At 53.4% G+C, this 23,928-nt stretch carries 20 protein-coding genes; 11 read left to right on the plus strand and 9 right to left on the minus strand.

Going from position 1 to position 23,928, the window contains the following annotated elements:
- The first annotated feature begins 48 nt into the window (after nt 1-48).
- Nucleotides 49-825 carry a substrate-binding periplasmic protein gene (locus tag K0H81_RS08900; protein WP_220060617.1) on the plus strand — a complete coding sequence of 259 codons (777 nt, stop codon included), beginning with the start codon at nt 49-51 and terminating at the stop codon, nt 823-825.
- Between the two features lie 87 nt (nt 826-912).
- On the opposite strand, the gene K0H81_RS08905 is transcribed toward K0H81_RS08900, so the two are convergent.
- The gene (locus K0H81_RS08905; RefSeq protein WP_220060618.1) at nt 913-1,320 is read right to left on the minus strand and encodes a YccF domain-containing protein; all 408 of its coding nucleotides are present in this window, start codon (nt 1,318-1,320) and stop codon (nt 913-915) included.
- Nucleotides 1,321-1,549: 229 nt separating this feature from the next.
- On the opposite strand from K0H81_RS08905, the gene K0H81_RS08910 reads away from it, so the two are divergent.
- Nucleotides 1,550-2,476, plus strand: coding sequence for a 1-aminocyclopropane-1-carboxylate deaminase/D-cysteine desulfhydrase (locus K0H81_RS08910; RefSeq protein ID WP_220060619.1), 927 nt, complete (start codon nt 1,550-1,552; stop codon nt 2,474-2,476).
- A 149-nt stretch (nt 2,477-2,625) separates the two neighbouring features.
- Here K0H81_RS08910 and K0H81_RS08915 read toward each other — a convergent pair whose 3' ends face one another.
- Nucleotides 2,626-2,799 (minus strand): hypothetical protein, encoded by a 174-nt coding sequence (locus tag K0H81_RS08915; RefSeq protein ID WP_011865944.1) that lies wholly within the window; start codon nt 2,797-2,799, stop codon nt 2,626-2,628.
- Between the two features lie 491 nt (nt 2,800-3,290).
- On the opposite strand from K0H81_RS08915, the gene K0H81_RS08920 reads away from it, so the two are divergent.
- Nucleotides 3,291-4,904 (plus strand): mechanosensitive ion channel family protein, encoded by a 1,614-nt coding sequence (locus tag K0H81_RS08920; RefSeq protein WP_220060620.1) that lies wholly within the window; start codon nt 3,291-3,293, stop codon nt 4,902-4,904.
- 108 nt (nt 4,905-5,012) lie between these two features.
- Nucleotides 5,013-5,966, plus strand: coding sequence for a chemotaxis protein CheV (locus tag K0H81_RS08925; RefSeq protein ID WP_220060621.1), 954 nt, complete (start codon nt 5,013-5,015; stop codon nt 5,964-5,966).
- A gap of 54 nt (nt 5,967-6,020) precedes the next feature.
- Here K0H81_RS08925 and K0H81_RS08930 read toward each other — a convergent pair whose 3' ends face one another.
- Complete coding sequence (locus tag K0H81_RS08930; RefSeq protein ID WP_220060622.1) at nt 6,021-6,719, minus strand: hypothetical protein; 699 nt, start codon at nt 6,717-6,719, stop codon at nt 6,021-6,023.
- 57 nt (nt 6,720-6,776) lie between these two features.
- Nucleotides 6,777-7,151: a DUF2750 domain-containing protein gene (locus K0H81_RS08935; RefSeq protein WP_409928975.1), complete on the minus strand. Its 375-nt coding sequence runs from the start codon at nt 7,149-7,151 to the stop codon at nt 6,777-6,779.
- Between the two features lie 254 nt (nt 7,152-7,405).
- On the opposite strand from K0H81_RS08935, the gene K0H81_RS08940 reads away from it, so the two are divergent.
- From K0H81_RS08940 to K0H81_RS08955, 4 genes are all read left to right on the plus strand, one after another.
- The gene (locus K0H81_RS08940; protein WP_220060623.1) at nt 7,406-8,593 is read left to right on the plus strand and encodes a lytic murein transglycosylase; all 1,188 of its coding nucleotides are present in this window, start codon (nt 7,406-7,408) and stop codon (nt 8,591-8,593) included.
- Between the two features lie 283 nt (nt 8,594-8,876).
- Nucleotides 8,877-9,749: a WYL domain-containing protein gene (locus K0H81_RS08945; RefSeq protein ID WP_220060624.1), complete on the plus strand. Its 873-nt coding sequence runs from the start codon at nt 8,877-8,879 to the stop codon at nt 9,747-9,749.
- A 74-nt stretch (nt 9,750-9,823) separates the two neighbouring features.
- On the plus strand, nt 9,824-10,306 hold the full coding sequence (locus K0H81_RS08950) for an FKBP-type peptidyl-prolyl cis-trans isomerase (protein ID WP_220060625.1): 483 nt from the start codon (nt 9,824-9,826) through the stop codon (nt 10,304-10,306).
- A 95-nt stretch (nt 10,307-10,401) separates the two neighbouring features.
- Nucleotides 10,402-10,626: a DUF3389 family protein gene (locus tag K0H81_RS08955; protein ID WP_220060626.1), complete on the plus strand. Its 225-nt coding sequence runs from the start codon at nt 10,402-10,404 to the stop codon at nt 10,624-10,626.
- 151 nt (nt 10,627-10,777) lie between these two features.
- Here K0H81_RS08955 and K0H81_RS08960 read toward each other — a convergent pair whose 3' ends face one another.
- Nucleotides 10,778-11,785, minus strand: coding sequence for a glutathione S-transferase family protein (locus tag K0H81_RS08960; protein ID WP_220060627.1), 1,008 nt, complete (start codon nt 11,783-11,785; stop codon nt 10,778-10,780).
- A gap of 177 nt (nt 11,786-11,962) precedes the next feature.
- Between K0H81_RS08960 and K0H81_RS08965 the strand changes: the two genes are divergently transcribed.
- The 3 genes from K0H81_RS08965 to K0H81_RS08975 all read left to right on the plus strand — a co-directional run bounded on the left by K0H81_RS08965 (nt 11,963) and on the right by K0H81_RS08975 (nt 15,783).
- Nucleotides 11,963-12,637, plus strand: a complete 675-nt coding sequence (locus K0H81_RS08965) for an alpha/beta hydrolase (protein WP_220060628.1) — start codon at nt 11,963-11,965, stop codon at nt 12,635-12,637.
- Between the two features lie 604 nt (nt 12,638-13,241).
- A complete protein-coding gene (ushA, locus tag K0H81_RS08970) occupies nt 13,242-14,945 on the plus strand; it encodes a bifunctional UDP-sugar hydrolase/5'-nucleotidase UshA (protein ID WP_220060629.1) in 1,704 nt (567 codons plus the stop codon).
- A 400-nt stretch (nt 14,946-15,345) separates the two neighbouring features.
- Nucleotides 15,346-15,783, plus strand: coding sequence for an Hsp20 family protein (locus tag K0H81_RS08975; RefSeq protein WP_011865932.1), 438 nt, complete (start codon nt 15,346-15,348; stop codon nt 15,781-15,783).
- A 361-nt stretch (nt 15,784-16,144) separates the two neighbouring features.
- On the opposite strand, the gene K0H81_RS08980 is transcribed toward K0H81_RS08975, so the two are convergent.
- The 4 genes from K0H81_RS08980 to recB all read right to left on the minus strand — a co-directional run bounded on the left by K0H81_RS08980 (nt 16,145) and on the right by recB (nt 23,928).
- Nucleotides 16,145-17,149, minus strand: a complete 1,005-nt coding sequence (locus K0H81_RS08980; protein WP_220060630.1) for a D-alanine--D-alanine ligase — start codon at nt 17,147-17,149, stop codon at nt 16,145-16,147.
- Between the two features lie 127 nt (nt 17,150-17,276).
- Nucleotides 17,277-18,215 carry a hypothetical protein gene (locus tag K0H81_RS08985; RefSeq protein ID WP_220060631.1) on the minus strand — a complete coding sequence of 313 codons (939 nt, stop codon included), beginning with the start codon at nt 18,213-18,215 and terminating at the stop codon, nt 17,277-17,279.
- Complete coding sequence (recD, locus tag K0H81_RS08990; RefSeq protein ID WP_220060632.1) at nt 18,212-20,272, minus strand: exodeoxyribonuclease V subunit alpha; 2,061 nt, start codon at nt 20,270-20,272, stop codon at nt 18,212-18,214. Before recD ends, K0H81_RS08985 begins: the two co-directional genes overlap by 4 nt.
- Nucleotides 20,269-23,928 carry an exodeoxyribonuclease V subunit beta gene (recB, locus tag K0H81_RS08995; RefSeq protein ID WP_220060633.1) on the minus strand — a complete coding sequence of 1,220 codons (3,660 nt, stop codon included), beginning with the start codon at nt 23,926-23,928 and terminating at the stop codon, nt 20,269-20,271. The genes recD and recB overlap by 4 nt, the downstream gene beginning before the upstream one ends.

Below are 23,928 nucleotides of genomic sequence, written 5' to 3' on the forward strand. Positions count from 1 at the left end.
GCTAATAGGCAGGCCTTGCTCTCTACGCCGCTATTGCCAGCACCGCTAATGCCAGTAAAGCTATGGCCAGGGGCGCTACGACGCTTCCATTTTCTGCTTGTTTCCATCTTCATCGCTACCTTGTTGTGTGTTGCTTCGGCCCCGAAGGCCGAGACCCTCAAGCTCTCCTCATTAAATTGGCCACCCTATTCGGGGCCGACTCTCAAGGAGGGCGGCGCCTGTGTGGTGGTGGCCAGAGCCGCACTTGCCGCCATGGGCCATGAGCTTCAGGTGGACTATTTCCCCTGGAGTCGCACAGTGCGAGTGGTGACCCGGGACGATTCTGGCTATCAGGGCTATTTCCCCGAATATCATCACCCAACCGATAAATTCATCTTCTCCGACTCCATGGGACAGAGTCCTCTGGGGATCTTGGAGCAGAGCCAGCACCCCATTACCTGGTCGAGGGTGCAGGATCTCAATGCCTACACCTTGGGCGTGGTCAGAGACTATGTAAATACCCAGGCGCTCGATGAGATGATTGCCATTGGTGCTCAGCCGGTAGAGCTTGTGAGCTCAGATGAACACAATATCCGCAAGGTGGCTACCGGCCGGGTGCAGGGCGCCGTCATGGATCTCTATGTCTATCAGTTTCTCATCGAGCAGCCACACCTGACCGAACTCAAGAGCAGGCTGCAATTTAACAAGCAGTTGCTGGAGTCGAAACAGCTCTATATCGCCTTTAGAAACACCCCTGAGGGGCGCAGGTGGCGAGAGATCTATAACGCCGGCCTGGCCCGTATCCAAGTCGAGCAGATCCTCAAAGATTACCTGCAAAGCCTCTAGTTCGCCGTCCCGTAGTAATCCTGATTCGCTTCTGCTGTCGACGTTCGCGAACTCCCCTCCAGCCCCTAAATCAAGCCTTTAATGCTCTTAAGCCTTGGCCGTGATCGTTTGACCTATAGGGGTCAGACTCAGCAGCGCCAGTTTCAGATGCTGAATACCAAAAGGGATCCCTATAATGGTGATGAAACAGGCCAGCGCGTGGGTGATATGGCCGATGGCGAGCCAGATCCCAAATAGCAGGAACCAGACTATGTTACCTACCATGCCAAGGGGACCCGTGCCGATATCATCGACCCCTTGCAGCGCGCGGCGATTGACATTTTGCTGACCAAAGGGCCAGAAGGCCATCTCTCCGATAACGAAACAGGCGCGGCCGAAGGGGATACCTATGATGCTGATGAAGCAGAGCAGGCCCGCGAGCCACCAGGCCAGTCCCATTACGAAGCCGCCTAAAATAAACCATGCAATATTAAAGATTAAGCGCAGTAGTGCCATGAAGAGCTCCTTGTTGTAGTGCTTTTATCGTTGTTAAGACATAGGCCTTAAATTGGATCTACTTCGGAATAAGCGAAAACCATGCCATGTTATATCTGTATGTTTTTATTGATTATTGTGTTGGTATGCTTCTGGGGTGTTGACATAATATGCCAAAAGTCGGTCAAATTACGCATTTGCCGTTAAAGGGTGTACACTCTGGCGCGTCATTTCATTCAGGCTCGATAATATGAAGCTTAGCCACACGCCCGTAGAGAGCGTCTACCTTGGGGAGCACCAGGTCTATGTGAAGCGCGACGATCTGCTGCATCCTGAGTTTTCCGGTAATAAGGCGCGCAAGTTCGCCTATTTTCTCGAGAACGACTTTCCCTCTGTGAGGCAGCTGATTGGCTATGGCTCGCCTCAGGCTAACTCCCTCTATTCGCTCTCGGCCCTGGCTAAGCTCAAGGGGTGGCAGCTGGATTTCTACGTGGACCATCTCCCCAGTTATCTGACGGAGCACCCCTGCGGCAACTACCTAGGCGCGTTAAATAATGGCGCCAATGTCATAGATCTCTCCAGCAAGAGCGACAGAGATGGCCTGAATAGCGATGCTTATATAAGGCAAAGGGTGTTGACGGGCAGCGATGAGCAGCTGTTTGTGCCAGAAGGGGGACGCTGCGCCTTTGCCGAGCCAGGCGTGGCCCAGCTAGCCGAGGAGATTGTTAGTTGGAAAAGCGCAGAGCATATTAGTGAGCTAGTGGTGTTTCTGCCATCGGGCACAGGCACCACTGCGCTCTATCTGCAAAAACAGTTCTTAACCCTAGATCCCAGCATTGACGTCATGACCTGCGCCGTGGTGGGGGGCGATGATTATCTTAGGACGCAATTTTTAGAGCTTGAGCAGGATGCAGCGCTGCATCCTCAGATTGTCCCGGCAGCTAAGCGCTACCACTTTGGCAAGCTGTACCCTGAGTTCTATCAGATGTGGCATGAACTTAAGTCGACGGGAATAGCGTTTGAGCTACTCTACGATCCTCTTGGCTGGCTGTGCCTCAAGCATCTCTGGCAACAGGGGTTAGATGTGCCCGTGCTCTATCTACACCAAGGGGGCCTGCTGGGAAATCAATCTATGCTGCCAAGGTATAGGCGAAAATTCGGTGAGCTAGAGAGATAAATGTCATTTGGCCAGGTCGGTACCTGTGAAAGGGGTACAACCTGAGCCAAATGTTACCTGCTGAGTCGTTGACGAATGGGGTCAATCCTACTTGTTGCCTGGGCAACCTTCGATACGTGTGAGAGGAGGTGTATCGAATAGCGTGGGGGTTATTTGTTGCTTGAGAGCAACCATTTCATAAATTGCAGGGCGTCGGTGCGCTTAGCAAATGTTTGTTTGTTTTTTCCAAGACTATCGGTAAAAGCGATAGATGATTTGTTGACTGAAATTGAGTCCACCGGGAAGTTTACCGTGATCTCATGACCGTTAACTTTGTACGACATAGGCCATACTCCTTATTACTGTGACTGCCTTGTGGCAGTAAAAATTTAACAAATAATAGATCCTTAGCTGTTGCGAAAGATGAATTAAATCCTTCCTGAGACTACCCAGCCTAATTTAAATAATCAAGTGATCTGCCTCGAGAAAGCCGTTGCTTGGGCCCTAAATGGGGGCTTTTCACCGGATTGGACACAGTAAATCATTAATAAATGACAATAGTGTGACGAGATAACTGCGAGTTGTTGAAGCGATGACTATGTAATGACTTAGAGTCTAGCGATGCAAAACTTGTAGGCAGAAAAACTAACAGCAGGGTACTGCAGAAGGTAGGCATTATAAGCTTGGATGCGAACTTGTCAATATTTAATCAATTCTGTCGCTTTGAGCTCGCCCATGGCGATGAAAAGGCCCATTCCTGCCTAGCTTTCTACTGTGCAATTTAGGAATAAATGCTAATATTTCTAGGCGCTTGTTAACAATTAAGGGGACTGGGATGCGCTTTGTTGTTTGGCAGTTTATGGTGGTGATGAGCTTGTTTGTCGGCAGTGCTTGGAGCGCTGCGCCAAATAGTCTGGTGGGGGCCTTAAGTGATGCCGCCGCCGATAGTAGCCAGAGCCAATTTGTGCGCTCGGTTGACCACTATGATTACAAGGATAGCCTGCAGCGTGATACCCCTAGGGGCACGGTAGAAGGCTTTATGGCGGCGGCTTACGAGCAGGATTATGAGAAGGCGGCAGAATATCTGGATCTGCGCTACCTGCCCGAGGGGATGTCGGCAAAGAAAGGCGCCGAATATGCCAAGCAGCTGCAGCTGATCATAGAGCGTAATCTCTGGCTCGACCTGGGACAGCTTAACGATACTCCACTTGGGCAGGATAACGATCAGCTTCCCGCCTATCGGGATCTCTTTGGTCGGGTAGCGCTGCAAAGCGATCAGATAGCCCTCTATCTACAGCGGGTGCCCAGTGAAGGCGGCACTATTTGGAAAGTCTCTAATGCCACCGTGGCTAAGGTGCCTCAGCTCTATCAAAATCTGGGCTATGGGCCTGTGGCAGAATGGTTTGTTAATCATATCCCCGACGGACGCTGGTTTAATGTCAACCTGTGGGAATGGAGCCTGCTGCTGGCGTATCTGATCACCGCATTTCTGGTGATGGTGCCCATTACCTGGATCATCAAGCGCGTGATCTTGCTAACCCAATATGAGCTTAAAGAGGAGCTGGCCTATATCGTCGCCGGGCCATTGCGTTTGCTGGCGGCCGTGCTATTGGTCAGAGCCTGGGTGTCTCACAGCAGCATCTCACCGGCGGCAATTGAGATGATAGATACCGGCTTTCTGTTGGTGTCGGCCATCATCTGGTTTGGCTGGAGCGCCATGGGGATCTTCCAGCAGGGCCTGAAGAAACGCTGGAAAGAGCAGGGTAAAGATCAGGCCGCCTCCCTGCTGCGGCCGCTGACTAATTTCCTGCGGGTGATCTTCGTGATCATGGCGGTGCTGTTATGGCTAGAACACCTGGGCTTTAACGCCAGCGCCATCATCGCCGGTATGGGCATAGGGGGCATCGCCATCGCGCTCGCCTCCAAGCAGTCGATTGAGAACTTTATCGGCACAATTACCCTCTATTCGGCGGCGCCGATTAAGGTGGGCAACCTGTGTAAATTTGGTAGCATTAGCGGCACGGTCGAGGAGATTGGCCTGCGCTGCACTCAGATCCGCACTCTGGACAGGACGCTTATTCATGTGCCCAACGCCAAGTTAGTGGAGATGGAGATCGAAAACATCTCCCAGCGCGAGAAGATCCGTTTCAAGGCGGATATTCGCCTCGATTATGCAGTGACCACCTCGGAGCAGCTTAAGGCGATTGTCGCCGAGATTAAAGCCATGCTCGAAGAGCATGAGCTGGTGCTCAAAGAGCCCCTCAGGGTCACCTTTAAGGGCTTCGGTCTCCATGGTCTACAGGTTAATGTGCTGGCCTATATCGGCACTAAGAGTTTTCCCACCTTCCAGTTGGCATCGGAAGAGTTACATTTAAAAATCATGGATATAGTGGTGAAGAATGGCTCTCGCATCGTGCCGGTGGCACCTGTTGCCCTGAATAATGGCTAAATGTTAAAGCTGTGATCTCTGGGTCTTGATGTTGGCTCGAAATCCGGGGATCATGGCTATAATTAATGGCGTATCGCGTCCATCACATCATGACGTAGTGAGAATTGTATGGCTAAAGTGCTAGAGAGTGTCGATCAACGTACCCAGTTGGTTGGCGAAAACCGTCTCGAGCTGCTGCTGTTTCGTATCAATGCGACGCAGCTTTTTGCGATCAATGTGTTTAAGGTCAAAGAGGTGGTCAAGCTGCCTAAACTGAGCGCTTTGCCCGGTAGTCATCCTAGCATCAAGGGGGTCGCCAACATTCGTGGCACCTCGATCCCCGTCATCGATCTTCGCGCCGCTATCGGCTTTCAGCCCATGAATAGCGATCAGGAAGCTAACCTTATCATCACCGAATATAACCGCAGCGTGCAGGGCTTTATGGTGGGCAAGGTCGACCATATCATCAATATGACCTGGAGCGACATCATGCCGCCGCCAAAGAGCACCGGCAGTCACAACTATCTGACCGCCATCACTAAGGTGGAGGTGGATGGTGCGACGCGTTTGGTCTCCATTATCGATGTGGAGAAGGTGCTGGCGGAAATCGTTCACTATGATATCGCCATCTCGGATGGGGTGTTAGATGAGGCCTTGGTGGACAAGATGATAGGGCGCAAGATCTTGATCGCCGATGACTCGGCCACGGCTCGCCGTCAGGTGAAAGACACGCTAGCGCCACTGGGTATCGAGGTGATTGAGACCTCCGATGGTCTGCAGGCGCTTAAGCTGTTGAAGCGCTGGTGCGATGAGGGCCGCGATATCAACCAAGAGATACTCATGCTGATCACCGACGCCGAGATGCCCGAGATGGACGGCTATCGTCTCACCTATGAGGTACGCAAAGACAAGCGTATGGCCAATCTCTTTATTACCCTCAACACCTCACTGAGTGGCAGCTTTAATAATGCCATGGTGGAGAAGGTGGGGTGCGATCGCTTTATCTCAAAATTCCAGCCGGATCTGCTGGTGGATGTGGTGCAGGAGCGTCTACGTACTCAGTTGCCCGAACAGGTAAATTAAGCGGAAAGCTTTTAGTACTATTAGCTTTTCATCGCCTAGTTATTCAAGGTCCAACTATTCATCGTCTAGCGAATCATTGTCTATCGAATCATTGCCTATAGAGTCATGGTTGAGTGTCTGCTCGGCAAGGATATCTCGCAATACCTGACGCTTGACCACGGCGGTGGAGACGATATTGATCCTGGCGATGCGCACCGCGTAACCGAAACGGTCGCGGCCGACGGCAGCCAGCAATTGATGCAGGAAGGCCTTATCCAGCCCCAGCATCTTGGCGTAATGTTCGACTGCCTTGGCCAGAGAGGAAAATTGCACGCCATCGAACTCAAAACCGCCGCCAAAACCTGCGGTGTCGAGTGGGATCCCCTTGAGGCTGAGAGGCCAGGGCGCAACGCTCACCCGCTCTTTGGCGACTTGATACATAAACCAGGCGCTCTTCTTAAAGCCTTCGAACACCTTACAGCTAAAGTCCGACTCTTCGAGCTCCTCTTGGGTCCAGTTTTCGCCTATGGCCAAGTGTTTAGCGTAGCGGCGCATTAACTCGTCTTTAACTGCGCTGTGGCAGTCCCAGATGGAGCTGAGAGGGGCCTTTTCGGCGATCTGCAGGCATTCTTTACAGGCGGGAACCGCTAGCGAGGGGTGAGGGCAATGGCCCAAGGCGTGATAGTCAAACTGATGAGCACAGGGCTCAGCGCAGAACCAGCAGGTATGGCGTCTGTCGAAAGGGATGTCGACCAGGGGTAGGCTTGCAGACAAGGGCTATCCCCTGTCTGCTAACTGGCTTAAGCGCATATTACAGCGCAACCTCAGGGCTTACTCTTGCTCTATGTCGACCAGGCTCTTGGCCAGTGTGATAGGGTCGAGCTCCAGGCATTCCTGCTCGGCGACCCAGTCGATACCCACTAATACGCCGTCATCGTGCAGGTCTTGAATCCAATATTCCAGCAGCTCTTCCAGTGGAATGGGAGCTGGCTGATAATCCTGCCATTCTTCAGTGCAGTGTACCTTGGCCTGTGCTTCGCTAGACCATAGCGGCATCACATCCGTCTCTTCATATTCTGACGAGTCACACACGACCCAACCTTCGCCGGTTTCATCTTGCAGGCCCCAAACGGCTTGCTGCTCTTTTACGTTGTCGATAAAGCTTGCTAAAACGGGACTATTGTCTGTCATTTGAGTGTCTGTCATGTGAGTTCTCTTAGAGTGAGTAAAATCGAGCCCATTATACGCGATGTGGCTAACGAGCCAAGCGCTAGGTGAAGTGATCAGCCCACTATTTATTCGCTCATGGGACAAACTGGTCTTAGTTCGAATAATTAATCATAAATCATTTAGTATAAGTGCCTCGAGTCGTTATCATGTCTGGGGAAGGTCTGGTTTCTCACCGGTTGCAGATCATTAAGTTTCTTATTTTTTAGCCGTTTTCTCTTGGAGTCTCTATTTTGAAAAAATTGCTCACCTTTGCATCCCTGATCCTGGCAACCGGCTTGCCAAGCCTTAGCGTGCTCGCCCAAGATTTCGATACCTGTGTCAGCGCACTCAAACAGAAGGCACTCGCCGCCGGAGTGTCGAGCAAGACGGTAGAAGAGGGTCTGGGTCAGGTGAAGTTTGTGACCAGGGTGATTGAGCTGGATAAGAAGCAGCCGGAATTTAGTCAGACCTTCGATAACTATTTCTCCAAGCGGGTTACCGACTGGCGGGTTCAGGAGGGGAGGCGTCTGCTTAAGCAGCATGGCCCGCTGCTGCATAAGTTGCAGCAAGAATATGGCATACCGCCTCAGTATCTGGTGGCCTTCTGGGGACTTGAGACCAATTTCGGCTCCTATAAAGGCAAGATGCCGGTGATAGACTCGCTGACAACCCTTGCTTGCGATCCGAGACGTAGCGACTATTTTACCGGCGAATTGATTCAGGCCTTGAAGCTCAAAGAGGCCTACCAATTTGATAACGCCCAGATGCAAGGCTCTTGGGCCGGCGCCATGGGGCACACTCAATTTATGCCCTCGGCCTATGCAAAGTATGCGGTGGACGCCGACGGTGACGGCAAGGCAGATCTGTTTAACAGCACTGAGGATGCTTTATCCTCGGCGGCTAACTTCTTGAATAATCTGGGTTGGATGCGCAACGAGCGTTGGGGCCGCGAGGTCTCGCTGCCAAAGGATTATGATTTTCGCCACCTTGGGCGTAACGATAAACAAAGTTTAACGACCTGGGCCGGTTTGGGGATCACTCAGGCCAACGGCCACGCGCTGTCGACTCCCGACATGCAAGCCGCCCTCTATCTTCCGGCTGGGCATACTGGGCCAGCATTCTTAGGTTATGGCAACTTCGATGTGATCATGCGCTGGAACCGCTCAGAGTTTTACGCCATCGCCGTCGGGCATCTGGCCGATCGCATCAATGGTGGTGCTCGCCTGCATGTGGCGCCGCCGAAACATGACAACATTAGCCGCGACAAGCTTAAGCAGTTGCAGGCCAAACTCAACGAGAAGGGCTATGAGGTGGGTAAGCCTGATGGCGTGCTTGGGGTCAACTCCCGCGCTGGCCTACAGGCCTTTCAGCGCAGTGTTGGTCTGGTGGCCGACGGATTTCCAAGCGATGAGACCTTCAGCGCCCTGGGCATCAAATAGTGCTAACCATTATGATTGCATCTCGATAAAAATTACATTAGCTTAAGACGTTGGCCGGGCAGTTTGCTCGGCCATTTGTTAATGACAACATTTTTATACCAATCGTAGTAAATAACTGATCATGCTAGCTTGTTAAAACGTCCGATAACGGTGTTATTATTTTTGATTGTAGAATAACTACTTATCAAAAAATTCTGCCTTGTTCTCGGCTGTTTTTCCTGCGCTATTTCTGATCACTTACTTACCGTGATTGGTATGACGAGTGGCAATAAAAGGTAGCAATATGGATGCGATGGAGAGTTTGTCCTTTGCCCAGCGGCAACGTCTGGCGTTTATCGACTTTAGTTTGCAGTATTTCGGCCAGGTATCGCGCCAGGACTTGATCGCCAAATTCGCCACAGGCCTGGCGGCGGCGACCCGGGATTTCGCCAGCTATCGCGATCTGGCGCCCCACAACATGGAGTTGGTGCATCAGACCAAACGCTATCACAGGCGCGCCGAATTTACCCCCCTGTTTGACCATGATCCCGAGGCGATCCTCCATGGATTGGCCAATGGCTTCGGCGATGGGCTATCCCATCCGGTGACGCCAAGTAGTGTCTGTCTGGATGCGGTGCAGCTCATTCATCCCGATACCAATATTATCGCCGCCGTGATGCGCGCTATCGCCCACAAGCAGGCGATATCCGTGACCTATGTGTCCGTGTCATCGGGGGAAACTCAAAGAGAGCTGGTGCCGCACACCCTGGTGAATAACGGACAGCGCTGGCATGTGCGCTGTTTCGATCGCACCCATCAGGTGTTTACCGACTTTGTGGTGACCCGTTTTAAGGCGGTAAGCCAGAGCGCCACCGAGCCTTTCGACCATGAGCTGCAAGATAAGGATAGCTACTGGCAGAAGTTGGTTTCTCTGGTGTTGATCCCCCATCCCAGCCTGAAGCATCCCGAGGCGATTGCGCTGGACTATCAGATGAGCGAGGGGGAATTGGTGCTCAGTTGCCGCGCCGCCTTAGCCGGTTATCTGCTGCGCCAGTGGAGCGTCGACTGCTCGGTCCAGCATCAGATCCGCAGCGGCGTCTGTCAGCTGGCGCTTAAGAATCACGCCATCTTAAGCGAGATAGAGCATCTGGCCATAGTGCCGGGCGCCAAGGCATAACAGGCGTAGCGCCTCGGAGGAAGTTTTGCTAAGCTTCGCCCACTTGATGAAAAGAGACTAACTAAGGACGCTTGATGAGCATTAAAGACGATATGGTCGTGCAGTTTAACTACACCTTACGCGATGAAGCAGGTGAAGTGCTCGAAACCAACGAAGGATTAGATCCTATTGCCTACTTACATGGGCATGACAACATGATGCTTGGCGTCGAGAAGGCGATGGAAGGTAAGGCTGTGGGTGAGAAGTTTTCTGTGACCCTGCCACCGGAAGAAACCTATGGCGTGCGTAACGAAAACGGCGAGCAGCGCGTGTCTATTAAGCATCTGCAAGGCGCAAAAGTGTGGAAGCCTGGTATGCGCGCCATCATCAGCACTGACCAGGGCCAGCGCCAGGTGACAGTACTCAAGGTGGGCAAGTTTATGGCGACCGTGGATATCAACCATCCACTGGCTGGCCGCGAGCTGACTTTCGATCTTGAGGTTGTCGACGCGCGCGAGGCGACTGCAGAAGAGATCGCCCACGGTCACGCCCATGGCGTCGGCGGTCACCACCACTAGAATGGTCACGGCCACTAGACTAGTGGCGAGTACCTGAATAACCATAGAGACCCGGGCTTTCCTGGGTCTTTGCATATCTAACGGGGAAGTAAGCTGTGGTCATTGAATTTTCAGGGGGGCGGATAATCGTCTCGCCCCAAGAGGTGCTGGTAAAACTCACCACAGGTGTCAGCCTCTTTGCCATGGCCGATGATCTACGCCTGCTCAGCGCGGGCAACATCATGGTGGCCGATGCGGGCGCGGTGCGTTGGCACCTTAGCTTAGACGATGCAAATCAGCTAGGTGATATCGCCGAGAGTCTCGGTATCGATATCGCCTAGGCAAGATTGACTTCTACTTCATCAGTTGCTGCCGATGCCGCCCGTTAACGGCCATGTTTGTGGCGAATAAGCTAGTGGCGAATAAGCTAGTTGCGGCTAAGCAAGTCTCGTCTAGGCATGTCGCGTCTATGCAAGTCGGGTCTAAGCACGGCTAGTTTTGGCTAAGCTTGTCACGGCCGTGGGGCGAGTCGAGATCTAACCTGGGGCCCTTGGGAACCACGCGCGTCGGGTTGATCTGGCCATGGCTGAAGTAGTAGTGCTGCTTGATATGCTCAAAGTTGACCGTCTTGGCAACCCCAGGGTGTTGGTATAACTCCTTCAGGTAGGCTTGGATTGCGGGCATGTCCGTGATGCGATTGCGATTGGTCTTGAAGTGACCCACATAGACGGCATCGAAACGCACGAGTGTGGTAAACAAGCGCCAGTCGGCTTCGGTAATTTGGTCACCCACCAGATAGCGCTGCTGGCTAAGACGTGTCTCTAAGCTATCTAAGGCGTCAAACAGTTCATCGAAAGCCTCCCCATAGGCCGCCTGTGTGGTGGCAAAACCTGCTTTGTACACACCATTATTGATCTTGTTGTAGACCCAGTGATTGATCTCGTCTATCTCCTCGCTATGGGCGGCGGGGTAGAAGTCGAGATGATTGCCAGTGATCTCGTTAAAGGCGCTATTAAACATGCGGATGATCTCCGCCGACTCGTTGCTGACTATGGTTCGGCGCTGCTTGTCCCACAGCACTGGTACAGTCACCCGACCGCTATAGTCTGGCTTGGCCAGTTGGTAGATCTGGTAGAGATAATCTTTGCCGTTAAGCCTGTCGATCTCGCTGCCCTCTATGTGCTGGGCGATCTCGCTCTGCTTGGGGCCACTAAACTCCCAGCCGTTGCTCAGCATATGGGGCTCGACGACCGTGACGCCGATATGGGCCTGCAACGACTTCAGCTCGCGAAAGATCAGGGTTCTGTGGGCCCAGGGACAGGCAAGAGAGACATAGAGATGGTAGCGACCCGACTCGGCTTTAAACTCGGGCTCAGACTCATCTGCGCTTGGCGCCTTTATCCAGCGGCGAAAGGCAGCGTTTTCCCTTACAAACGCACCCTTGCTCTTGTCTGTGTCATACCATTTATCGACCCATTGGCCACCTTGAAGTAATCCCATCTGTGTCTGCCTCGCTTATCTCACTCATTAAGTGCAGTGTAACAGTCGACTAAGCGGATAAAAAACGCGAAAACTGGCATTTTTTGTTCGACTTTATCGAATAGTTGGGCGGGCCAAGGCTTCCTGATATGATCGGCCACACCTAAACAGCTAATGAAGAGTAATAAAGGAAACCCTATGTCTCAACAGCCGTTAGAGCGGATCACCATAGAACCTCAATCCCAGTGCCGCGCCTGCGTGATCTGGTTGCATGGCCTTGGCGATTCCGGCGCCGGTTTTGCCCCTGTGGTGCCACTTCTGGGTCTGCCCGATGAACTCGGTGTGCGCTTCATCTTCCCCCATGCGCCAAGCATACCGGTGACCATCAACCAGGGGTATGTGATGCCCGCTTGGTATGACATCAAGGGGATGGATGTAGACAATCGCGCCGACATGGCTGGTGTCTTGGCCTCTGAGGTGGCGATTTCAGCGCTTATTGAGGAGCAGATCGCCTCTGGCGTGCCGAGCGATAAGATAGTCCTGGCCGGTTTCAGCCAAGGCGGGGTGATGAGCCTGTTTACCGGCTTGCGTTTTCCTAAGCGTCTGGCGGGGATCATGGCACTATGTTGCTATCTGCCCACCGGCCATGCCATGCCCGATAACTTGAGTGAGGCCAATCGTCATACGCCGCTGCTGCAACAACACGGTGAGCAGGATGAGGTGGTGCCACTGGCTCTTGGCCGCGCGGCATATGATCTGATTTCAAAGGCGGGCTATTCCAGCGAGTGGCATACCTACCCTATGGGCCATAGCGTGTTGCCAAATCAGCTTCAGGAGATAGGTCTGTGGCTTAAGGCGCGTCTGAGCGAATAGACTGCCTGTTTACCTGCCTGTTATCTGCATGAATTGGAACAGGATTATTAAAATAAGCGAGGGGCGCCAGTTGGCGCCTCTTTTTTATGCTTGTAAGAGTGTGATGGATATCACGTCAATCAATTGGCGGGCACAGCCTGGTCATTTCTCTGTAACCATAAGTTAACAATCGCCCATAAATGGCGACCTTTGCGACTAAAAAAACATCAATCTGTGCTGTATTACGTTTTACTGCTTTAGATAAAGTTGATCTAGTGTGAAATTTTTACCGGTTTTGTGATCTAGGTACGTTAGAGCTTGTTTGTTTAAAGGGAGTATCCTTATTTTTTGGAAAATAAGTGCAAGTTAATAAAATAGATGGGAAATCGATATCTATTGCCGTTTTAATTTATCGATAGGCCTCGCAATTCATTTTTACCTTGTTCTGCTGGTGAAACAATGAAAGGCGTAAAACGCTTTTAAAATAAACATTTGCCCTATGTTTATTCATAAAAATGCCACATTTCCTAGATATTGTTTGCTATTATATTTCGCGGCGAGATTATGACGTTCGCTATCAAAAATTATGATGGTTAATAAAAAAGATAATCTAGGGGTTGATGTAATGACAAATAAGCTTTTAAAAGGATTAGTCGCTACCGCTGTATTAGCAGCACTTGCTGGTTGTAATAGCAGCGATGACGACAAGGCGCCAACAACATGTGCTGAAGCTGGCACTGCTTGCACCAAATTTACCGTACTGCACACCAATGATAACCATGGTCGTTTCTGGGAAAACAAAGACGGCGAATATGGTATGGCGGCACGTAAGACGCTGATCGAAAAGATCCGCGCTGAAGTGGCGGCCAATGGCGGCGAAACTCTGCTACTTTCTGGTGGTGATATCAACACAGGTGTACCTGAGTCTGATCTGCAAGACGCACTGCCAGATTTCCTTGGCATGAACGATATCGGTTATGACGCTATGGCGGTCGGTAACCACGAATTTGATAATCCATTGGCAGTACTGGATTCACAGCGTTCTATCGCTAACTTCCCTATGCTGGCGGCTAACATCTACAAAGAAGATGGCACTCGCTACTTCGAAGCCTACAAGGTATTCGATGTTAACGGCATCAAGATTGCTGTTATCGGTCTAACCACCGAAGACACGGCTAAGCTGGGTAACCCAGAATTTATCTCAGGTCTTAAGTTCACCGATCCTAAAGAAGAGATCGTTAAGGTGATCAAAGAGATCAAAGACGCTAAGGCAGCCGATCTTATTTTTGCAACGACTCACATGGGTCACTATGCGAACGGCGAACACGGCAGCAACGCGCCTGGCGACGTGGCTCTGGCTAAGGCACTTGAGCAAGGCCAACTTCAGGCTGTGATCGGTGGTCACTCACAAAACCCAGTTTGTATGGAAGGCGGCGAATATGCTGACTTCGCACCGGGCGACGAGTGTACACCTGATCAGCAAAACGGTACCTACATCATGCAAGCCCACGAGTGGGGTAAGTATGTTGGCCGCGCCGATTTCGAATACTTTAACGGTGAACTGCACCTGGCTAACTACAAGCTGGTTCCTGTTAACCTAGTGAAGAAAGTAAAAGATGAGCAAGGTAACGAGACTAAAGTTCTGGTAGGTGAAGCCATCGAGGCAGATGCTGCACTGAAAGAGATGCTTTCTTATTACCAAGAGCGTGGCCAAGGCCAACTGGACGAGGTGATTGCTTCTACCGATGGCTTGCTAGACGGTGAGCGTGCAAACGTACGTTTCATGCAGACTAACCTGGGTCGTCTGATCGCCGATGCGCAGCGTACCAAGGTTGCGGCCGATGTAGGCGTAATGAACTCTGGTGGTGTTCGTGCGTCAATCGCAGCGGGTGACATCTCTTACCGCGACGTACTGACCGTACAGCCTTTCGGTAACATGGTGACCCTAAGCACTATGACAGGTGAAGAGCTTAGTGCTTATCTGGGTGAAGTGGCTAGCCTACAGATTGGTGCAGGCGCTTACGCTCAGATCACTGGCGTTAAGATGACTGTTGACTGTGCGGCTAAGACAGTGGCTATCAGCGAAGTTAACGGTAAAGAGTACAGCGCGACTGGCTCTTACACCATGACAGTTCCTAGCTACAACGCGGCAGGTGGTGACGGCTATCCTAAGCTAAACCCAGTACAAACAGGTTATGTTGATGCCGAAGTACTGTACACCTTCTTCAAGGATGCTGGCACTATCGTAGCGGCCGACTACAACCCAGTAGGCGATATCGTTTACGAAAACTCTGAAAGTGTTGAAGGTTGTAAGATCACTGCTCAATAAGCAGGATTAAGTTACACAAAGGGCAGCCTCAGGGCTGCCTTTTTTATGCCCGAGATTTCACATTCATCTAAGTCGGATCAAGCAAGTTTACGAGAGGATTTAGCTGGCTCATTCTCTGGTTCAAATTCTGGATCATCAACTTTTGTACAAGTCCATTCAAACGGCGCCGGAAAATTTTTTTAAATTTCTTCCTTGAAATCATAAATGCCTAGCCACATATAGTGAGTATGGGGCGCTCATCGAGGCCCCTGATGTTACCCAAGATGTTGATCTTGTTATGGCAGTGCCTTTGGGCTGCCCGGTAATGTCACTAAAAGGCGCGGCGCAATTTATTCGAAACATATCGTGTGAATTATTGTCGGCCACTAACCACTATATTGCTTAATACAAGGATATACTTATGCGTAATTATGATTTGACCCCTCTATACCGTAGTGCCATTGGATTCGATCGTTTAGCCCAGCTTGCCGAGCATGCTGCATCGAACAAGGGGAATTCGGGTTATCCCCCTTATAACATCGAGCTGCTGAGCGAGAATCGCTATCGCATCACCATGGCGGTGGCCGGCTTTGCGATGGAAGAATTAGATATCACCAGCGAAGGCGACAAGCTAGTGGTAAAAGGCACCAAGGCGGAGCAGGAGAGCGAGCGCAAATACCTGTATCAGGGTATCGCTGAGCGCGGTTTCGAGCGCACCTTCCAGCTGGCCGACTATGTGACTGTAATTGGCGCCGATCTGGAAAACGGCCTGCTCAATATCGATCTGCAGCGTGAGATCCCCGAGGCCCTAAAGCCGCGCAAGATTGAGATCTCAACTTCGAGGCTACTAGACGCCTAAATGAATGGCTAAGTGCAGCGCTTTAGAGCACAGCATCGAATAAAAAAGGGAGTCTAGGCTCCCTTTTTTGATGGCTAAATGCTAGGGCCTGTTGACCTTTTGAGAACAAATTTTGTTCTAATTGAGTTCGTTCAAATCGCGACATGAGGCTTGGAGTATAGTTATTCTATATAAAAGCCGAGTAACAAAGAGTTGAACGTGCTCAAGACGAACCCTGCGGGCAGCGTCTGTATCATTTTTCTACTGCGTTATCGCTCATTGATGTAGCACATTACATTACAATCGCTCTGCCTTGTATAAAATCGATACAGAATGCTGCAAAACTGAACGCGAAAGATAAACAGGCCCTAGTTTTTCAGATTTAGCGATTAAGTCCAGTCAGAATGGCTTCATTCAGGTATTGGCTAAAGTCATCGCCATGGTTGGCCAGCATCTTAGGGAACATAGATATCGGCGTCAGGCCCGGGAAGGTGTTGATCTCGTTGAGTAAGATCTCGCCCTCTGGCGTGAGGAAGAAATCGATTCGCGACAGATGTCTGAGCTTCATGCCATCGAATACCTTCACCGCATAGGCGCGGATCTGCTGTGCTATCTCATCGCTTACCTCGGCCACGACCCGAGTGGTGGCCTTACTGTCGGCAGCATACTTTTCATCATAGGTGTAGAAGGTGCCACCGGCGCAGATCACCTCGCCAGGCAGGGTGGCGACCGTCTCGCCGCGATATTGATAGACGGCGACTTCCAGCTCCCGCGCCTGAATGGTCTTCTCCACCACCACATAAGGAGAATAGCGAAACGCATCGGCCAGAATGGCCGGGATCTGCGCCGCGTCATCGACCCGGTAACAGCCGACCGATGAGCCTTGTGAGGCGGCCTTTACGAATACTGAGCCCCACTTGGCCAGGGCATCTGTGGTTTGGGCGATTGCCTGCTCGTCCGGTTGATTCAGGAAGAGGTAAGGGGTGTTCGGGATCCCCAGGGCGCTAAACCACATCTTGGCGGTGATCTTGTTGAAACAGTTGCGTGAGCCCTCGGCGTCACAGCCGAAATAGGGCAGGTTAATGAGTTCGAAATAGGACTGAATGTCGCCGGTCTCGCCAGGGTAGCCGTGAATACAGGGGATCACATAATCCACCGGCCAGGGCGCCAGGCTTTCATCTTCGAAGCGGATCTCGCGGCGATTGGTCAGCTCACAGCGCTCACCTGAATTGGTCTGATATTGCCCCTTGGCATCGAGTTCGACCCGCAGCACATTCAGGTGGGGAAGTTTCGCCAGCGAGGTCTCGAAGTAGTTGGCCGACAGCAGGGAGATGGCGTGTTCATCGCCGCCGCCACCGCATAAAAGTAAAAGGTTGATCGGATTCATCGGGTCTCCGTATTCGACTCTGTATCGTTTTCCATGCTCACTATGACGTGCTGATTTTTTTATGCAAGTCCTGGATGCAGCTTAAAGAAAGCTTAATGTCTGACCGGGCAATTTGTGGCCGAAATCATTATCTATAGCCGCCTTTACGCTCGGCCCAGGGCGCCTCATAGAGTGCCTCATAATCGGTCTGTGGCAGCACAGTCACGCCTACCGCCTCAAGAAACAGCGCTTGTCCCTGGGAAATAGGCTCACCGGCGTAAATATAGTAGGCCGCGCGCCTGCGCTCGGGAAAGGCCTTATACAGCTTGGCGCGCTCGATAAGCAACCAGCGCAGAAAGATCTCGTTACTCTCAAGGCCTAGTCCGATAAACACCAGTTCGTTATGCAGCAAGATATTGAGCCAGGTGCTGTTGCCGCGCCAATGCTCCTTTAGCGCATTTTTAAAGCCGCCACCCAGATGGCCCTGATGCAGAATATCCCTGGCTCTGTCTACCGCCCCCATGTAATGACTCAGTCCCAAGCGCACGCTGCGGGCATACCTCTGCATGCCGTTGATGTGCCAGATGGCAAACTCCTCTGTGGGCGAGGTGATGGGCGACTTGGCAAAGTAGCTGGACCAGGGGTAGAAGTCGGTAAAATGTTTGGCCTGCAGGTGATGTAGCTTAAGTTGGTGACTTTTCGCCAGGGTCTGTTCGAAGTTAGTGGTCAGCACTGGCGTGTTGTTCGCCGCTGCCCAGGCTATCAGTCGTTGGTGTTGACGCTGGGGTTGCCAGCTGGCCATCAGGCTACAGAACTCCTTTTGCAGCTGCTTGTTGGGCTGACTACTGATGAGATCCAGCGCATCATAAAACTCGGTGAGGGCGATGCCTACTGGGATGCTGGCCACCTCATCGCCCTGGTGGGCACGCCAAAGGCTGAGGAGCATCTCATCCCAGGCGTTGATGCTGGTTACTTGCTCGTCACGTTGACTGCTAGGGCGATAGCGATTGATGCCGTTACCCACCACTAACGCCCTCGGATGGGCACTCGGGCGCTGGTTGAGCAGCTGGGACAAGGTTTGACTCATGCTGGCCATAACCTATGTGCCAGACCAGAGGCCCTAAGGGTTGCCTGACAGCATGCCGCTTCGAACACCGCCTGGCTGCCAAGACAACTAAAGTGTCCCTTGGCGCGGGTGATGGCGGTGTAGACCAACTCCTTGGTGAGCAACTGGCGCTGGGCCACGCTGGGCCTTGGCGGCAAGACGAAGGCGACCTGCTGAAACTCGCTGCCCTGGCTCTTATGTACCGTCATGGCGTAACAGGTCTCGTGGCTCGGCAGGCGGGCGGGCAGTACCTTGAGTAGGCTGCCATCGGCCTGAACGAAATAGGCCATCAGGCGGTGGCTGGGGCCGTGCCCTGGCAAGATCACCCCGATATCGCCGTTAAACAGCCCAAGGTTATAGTCGTTACTCTGAATGATGATGGGACGTCCGGCGTAAAATTCGCTGGATGGCTGGATCAGCTGGGCATCTTTCAGTGCCTGGGTGACCGCCCCATTGATCCCCTCGACGCCATATTCGCCGGCGCGCATGGCGCAGAGGATACGGAAGTCGTTGAAGCGAGTGATGATCTGGTTGGCGATTTCGTCTAGATCTAGATGTTGAGCTGCTTCTGCTGCTAACTTTTCATCTAGCTGTCCATTGACCTCGCCAGCCGGCGCCTTATTGGCCAGGCGATTGACCAAGGTCAGGTAGGAACGATATTTGTCGACGCTCTGGGCCATCAAGGCCGTGAGCCCGGCGTTGCCCTGGGGCGTGAGTTGATGCTCAAGCCAGCTAAGTTCGTCGTATCCTTTCTGCCAGACACTTAATATCTCTGCCAGATCGCGGCGGTTGACGGCGCCAGCCAGTTGGCCTATGCCGGCATCGCCCTTAAATCTGTGGCTGTGCATCAGCATGGCCAGGCTATCGCCCAGTGCCGGGCGAGTATCTATAAAGGCGCTGAGATCTTCATTGGTCAGTTGACTGAGGAGTGCTGCCTTAGCTTTTGAGTAGCGCATGCGCCAGCCATTTGCTTGCTGATTGTCAATGTTCTGAGAGCCAATGTTAAGAGAGCCAATGCTCTGAGCTTCTGCTTGCTTGAGCCCGGCGCAGATATCAGCCAGCACGGCGCCAGCCTCCACCGAGGCGAGTTGGTCCTGATCGCCAAGCAGAATAAGCCTGGCGTGTTCGGGTAGCGCGGCCAGCAACTTGTGCATCATGGGCAGATCCACCATGGAAGCCTCATCGAGGATCAAGAGATCCAGTCTGAGAGGATTGTCCTTGTGGTGCCTGAATCTGTGGGAGCCGGGGATCACCCCCAGCAGACGGTGCAGGGTGGCTGCCTCTTCGGGCACCTGCTTAAGCTGCTCAAGATCCAACTCGTCACCATAGGGCGCCAGCTCCTGGGCCAGCCTCGCCTTGGAGGTCTTGATCGATTCGCTCAGGCGCGCGGCCGCCTTACCCGTTGGCGCCACCAACTTGATGGTGAGTTGCTGCTCCAGACAGAGCAGCAGTAACAGCTTAGTCACAGTGGTTGTCTTGCCCGTGCCAGGTCCGCCGGTGATCACCGCCAGCTTCTGACTAAAGGCGGTGGCGGTGGCTACCCTCTGCCAATCGGGCTTCTCGGCCTGACCGGCAAACAGAATATTCAGTATGCTGGCTACCTTGTCCGGCGCGGCAACTCTGATGGGCTGATTGAGGCGCGTAAGACGCTCGGCTACCTGAGTCTCAAACTGGTAGTAACGCTGCAGGTAGAGCCTGTCGCCATCGAGGATCAAGGGGGTGTTTAGCTCACCATCGGCCGGGCTAACGGCTTGATATTGCGTCAACTGCTCGGCCAGCGCCTGTGGGGTCAGCTCAAGTTGACATTGGGGCAGCTGTTCATGCAGCGGGTTATTCCTGTCTATCTGAGTCAGGGGCAGACAGGTGTGTTGCTGGGATAGCTGACGGCTGAGTAGGGCGCAGATCAGGGTAAAGAGATCGTCGCCATCGCTATGTAGGGCTTGCATCTGCAGGGCAAAGTGGCGATCCAATGGGGTCAGCAGTCCCTCCTGCTGCCAGTGCTTAAGCAGCTGGCTAAGTGGCTGTGCTAGCTGGATCATAGGTCTAGCTCTCCTTGTGCTGGGCCTGATTGCATGTCAGATTGCCTGTCTGTTGGCGAGTGCGGCTGAGACTCAGCTTGAGACTCTGCCTGTGACTTAGCGTGAGATTCATTGGCATTAGCCTCGCTAAGCAGGGTGTCCAGAGCCTGGATCAGCCCAAGGGGGGGCTTGTCGTAGTAGACGCCGGTACTCGGTGATTTGGCCGACATGCCCCTAAGGAAGAGGTAGTAGCAGCCGCCCACATGCTGCTCATACTGGTAGCCGGGCAGGCGCAGCTTGAGGTAGCGATGTAGCGCCAGGCTATAGATGATGTACTGCAGGTCATAGTGATGACCGGCGATGGCCCGTTGCATGGCGGGCTTTTCATAATGGCTCAGATGATCTCCCAGATGGTTGGACTTATAGTCGGCGATATAGAACTTGCCCTGGTATTCGAAGGTTAAGTCGATAAAGCCCTTGAGCATCCCCTCTAGGGTCTCGAAGCTCAGGGCGGCGCTATAGCCATACTGACTCAGCAGCTGATTAAGCCCAGGTGCATCGAGCTTGCCTATAGGCATATAAAACTCCATCTCCACCAGTTTCTGCGCCTGGCTTAGGCTCGCCAGACACAGCTCATCACCATCGAGCGGCACGTGCAGCAGATCCAGATACCAGGCATGCAGCATCTCTTGCCACTCGCTATCGATACCGAAGCGCTCCATCGCCTTGGGCAGCTCATCGCCTAGGCTGGTATTGGCCTGGGTAAAGTCAATCTGCTCCAGCACCCAGTGGAGGAAACTCCCCGCGTTGGCGCCGCGCTCGAAGCTGAATCGTGACATCTGCTCGCTGTCGGGAGCTAACTGCTCAAGCTCGGGGAAGGCCTCATCGCCCATGCCTGGGCTGACCTGTTCGTGAGCCGAATGTTTCACCAGGCCTGAGTAGCTGCCCACCCGCCAGGGGATCTCGCGCCTGCGGCTAAGTGGCCGCGGCGCCAGCTTGACGGCATCGGCAGTGTCGATAGGGTCAAAGTCTAACTTGGGCGCATCGCTTTCCACCAAATCGACCGAGATCGCCTCGCTCGCCAGCGCCTGGGCGGCGGCCTGAATGTCGGCAAACTCACAGGCCTTGGTCTCTATGCCCAAAAGGTAGCCAATGGCGGTCTCGAACAACTGGCTGCTGATCCCGTCACGCTTGGTGAAGCGCGAATGGTTGGCGACATAGCAGTAGCAGGCCAGCACCGGGCGGGTGAGCGCCACATAGAGCAGGCGCAGATCTTCGGCGAGATTTTCCGCCTTGTATTTGGCCCAGCCTTCGTCGCTCTGGTCGATATCCCACACCAGGGCATCTTGCTCGTGGTAGAGCATAGGTGCAGGCTTGCGGCGATTGTCTCTGGCCAGGCTGACGAAGGGCAGGAAACAGATGGGATATTCCAGACCCTTACTCTTGTGTATGGTGACGATTTGTACCAGATTCTGCTCGCTCTCCAGCCTTAGCTGGGCCTCTTCCGTGCTGCTCACCTCGATCAGCGTCTGCTGATACCAGTTGAGCAGAGCGCTGATGCCGTCGAGCTCCATCGCTTTTTGCTGTAGCAGTTCGCCAAGGTGCCTGAAATCGGTCAGGCGGCGCTGCCCCTCATCCGCAGTCAATAGACGCTCGATGAGGTGGGTATCTGCCGCCAAGGCCATCATACAGGGTATGATCCCGCGCTTGAGCCAGGTTTGATGCAGGTTGTCGAAGGCCTCGAGCTGCTGCTGACGCACATCTTCATCCAGATTAAAGGCATGGATCGCCTGGGCATCATAGCCCAGCAGGGCGGTGGCCATGGCGCTGCGCAGCGCGCGCTCATCCTTGGGATTGGCGATGGCCAGTAGCACCTGGGCGAGTTCCTTGGCCACCAGAGTATCGAATACGCTGTCGCGGCTGAGAAAGACGGCGCCTATCCCCCGGCTACTCAGCGCCGATTTGATATAGGCGGCCTCGTTGCGATCCCTGACAAGCACCGCGATATCTTTTGCCTTGAGCGGCTTATTCTGCTTCAAGCACTCGCCGCGCTGAGCCTCGTTGAGCAGCCTGGCTATCTCGTTGGCGGCATCTTCGGCCAACTGGCTGCGGGCGCTGGCCTTATTGAGTCCGGCGTTAGGGTCTTCGCCGAGCAGCTTAAGCCGCAGCGCGCTCGTTTGGGGGACCTTCTCGACCAAGCGTTTCTCTGCCGCCATGGGTGAGGGCTTGATGAGTTCAAAGGGGATCGCCTGGCTGATGAAGGGATCGTCGCTTCTCGAGAACAGCTGATTGACCGCCTCGACCATGGCCTGGCTGGAGCGGTAGTTGGTGTCCAGGCTGTAATGGTTTTCCGTCTGGCCCCTGGCATGGATATAGGTGTGGATATCGGCGCCGCGAAAGGCGTAGATCGCCTGTTTGGGGTCACCAATCATCAAGAGGCCGAGGTCGCTGTCTGTTGAGACCTGCTGGCCTTGATAGATACTGCTGAAGATCTGATATTGCAGCGGATCTGTGTCCTGAAACTCATCGATAAGGGCGATGGGGAAACGCTTGGCGATGGCGCGGGCCAGGGCCTGCTCCTGGTCGGTCTCCTCGCTCAGGGCATCGGCCAGGGCGATCAGCAGATCGTCCGGTGTGCGCAGATTCTTAAGCTGTTTCTGCGCCGCAAAACGGGCCTTTATCCCATCGCGGGCGCCGTAGAGGAAGCTGGGCACTAAGGTGTCTATTGTCTCTGTGACGCGCTCGATATGGGCAAGTAGCGGCGCCTGCTCCGGCGTTGGGATCTCGCCGCCCTTGTTGAGCTTTAAGCCGCCTAAGGCCAGCGCCCCCAGCACCTTGCTGTCGGGCAGGGAGAGCGGCTGAGCCGCCCAGTTATCCATGGTGGCGAACAGGGTCTCGAGCTTGGGATAGCCCTGATCTTTCTTGCCAAAGCGGGTGCCGTTGAGCGGCAGCGCCTTGAGCAGCTCAAGGGTGACATCGCGCTCGCGCGGCCAGATAAGCTTGAGTCTCGAAAGGCTCTGACTCAGGCGATCCGCCACCTGACTGAAGGCTTCGGGTGTCGGCGAGACGCTGGCCTGATTGGCTCCGAGTAGCGGCCTTAGCTGCTTGGTCAGGCCATCGGGATCGCTAAACTTATTGCTGATGATCTGCGCCAGATAACCGGGCAGCGGATAGCAGGCCTCTCGCCAGAAGTCGCGCACCGCATGGTGCAGATACTGGCTGTCATCCAGGGTAAATTCTGACTCAAACAGCAGGGATGATTCGAACGCCATGTCCGACAAAATACGCTGACAGAAACCATGTATGGTAAAAATAGCTGCCTCATCCAGCGACTTGAGGGCGAGATCCAGCCGCTTCAGCGCCTGGCTACGGGCCTCGGGCTCCGCCTCTGAATAGAGTGTGTTGATCAGGGGATCGTCCACTTCCATGCCGAGAAAGGCGCGGTAGGCCAGCTGGATCTTCTTGCGGATACGATCCCTAAGCTCCTGAGTGGCGGCGTTGGTAAAAGTCACCACCAGGATCTGCTCGCAGCTTAGCGGCGCGCGCTGGCTATCGCCCAATAATAAGCGCACATAGAGTCCGGCGATGGTGTAGGTCTTGCCGGTACCCGCGCTGGCCTCGATGAGGCGAGTGCCCGACAGCGGCAGGCTTAAGGGATCCAGTGTCTGTGTCGCCAT

The organism is Shewanella halotolerans, from assembly GCF_019457535.1.
Lineage (GTDB): Bacteria > Pseudomonadota > Gammaproteobacteria > Enterobacterales > Shewanellaceae > Shewanella > Shewanella halotolerans.

Bases quoted from the DNA above. Each gene is read 5' to 3' on its own strand.
- K0H81_RS08900 (WP_220060617.1), top strand. From the start codon at position 49: ATGCCAGTAAAGCTATGGCCAGGGGCGCTACGACGCTTCCATTTTCTG.
- K0H81_RS08905 (WP_220060618.1), bottom strand. From the start codon at position 1,320: ATGGCACTACTGCGCTTAATCTTTAATATTGCATGGTTTATTTTAGGC.
- K0H81_RS08910 (WP_220060619.1), top strand. From the start codon at position 1,550: ATGAAGCTTAGCCACACGCCCGTAGAGAGCGTCTACCTTGGGGAGCAC.
- K0H81_RS08915 (WP_011865944.1), bottom strand. From the start codon at position 2,799: ATGTCGTACAAAGTTAACGGTCATGAGATCACGGTAAACTTCCCGGTG.
- K0H81_RS08920 (WP_220060620.1), top strand. From the start codon at position 3,291: ATGCGCTTTGTTGTTTGGCAGTTTATGGTGGTGATGAGCTTGTTTGTC.
- K0H81_RS08925 (WP_220060621.1), top strand. From the start codon at position 5,013: ATGGCTAAAGTGCTAGAGAGTGTCGATCAACGTACCCAGTTGGTTGGC.
- K0H81_RS08935 (WP_409928975.1), bottom strand. From the start codon at position 7,151: ATGACAGACACTCAAATGACAGACAATAGTCCCGTTTTAGCAAGCTTT.
- K0H81_RS08945 (WP_220060624.1), top strand. From the start codon at position 8,877: ATGGATGCGATGGAGAGTTTGTCCTTTGCCCAGCGGCAACGTCTGGCG.
- K0H81_RS08950 (WP_220060625.1), top strand. From the start codon at position 9,824: ATGAGCATTAAAGACGATATGGTCGTGCAGTTTAACTACACCTTACGC.
- K0H81_RS08960 (WP_220060627.1), bottom strand. From the start codon at position 11,785: ATGGGATTACTTCAAGGTGGCCAATGGGTCGATAAATGGTATGACACA.
- K0H81_RS08965 (WP_220060628.1), top strand. From the start codon at position 11,963: ATGTCTCAACAGCCGTTAGAGCGGATCACCATAGAACCTCAATCCCAG.
- ushA (WP_220060629.1), top strand. From the start codon at position 13,242: ATGACAAATAAGCTTTTAAAAGGATTAGTCGCTACCGCTGTATTAGCA.
- K0H81_RS08975 (WP_011865932.1), top strand. From the start codon at position 15,346: ATGCGTAATTATGATTTGACCCCTCTATACCGTAGTGCCATTGGATTC.
- K0H81_RS08980 (WP_220060630.1), bottom strand. From the start codon at position 17,149: ATGAATCCGATCAACCTTTTACTTTTATGCGGTGGCGGCGGCGATGAA.
- K0H81_RS08985 (WP_220060631.1), bottom strand. From the start codon at position 18,215: ATGAGTCAAACCTTGTCCCAGCTGCTCAACCAGCGCCCGAGTGCCCAT.
- recD (WP_220060632.1), bottom strand. From the start codon at position 20,272: ATGATCCAGCTAGCACAGCCACTTAGCCAGCTGCTTAAGCACTGGCAG.
- recB (WP_220060633.1), bottom strand. From the start codon at position 23,928: ATGGCGACACAGACACTGGATCCCTTAAGCCTGCCGCTGTCGGGCACT.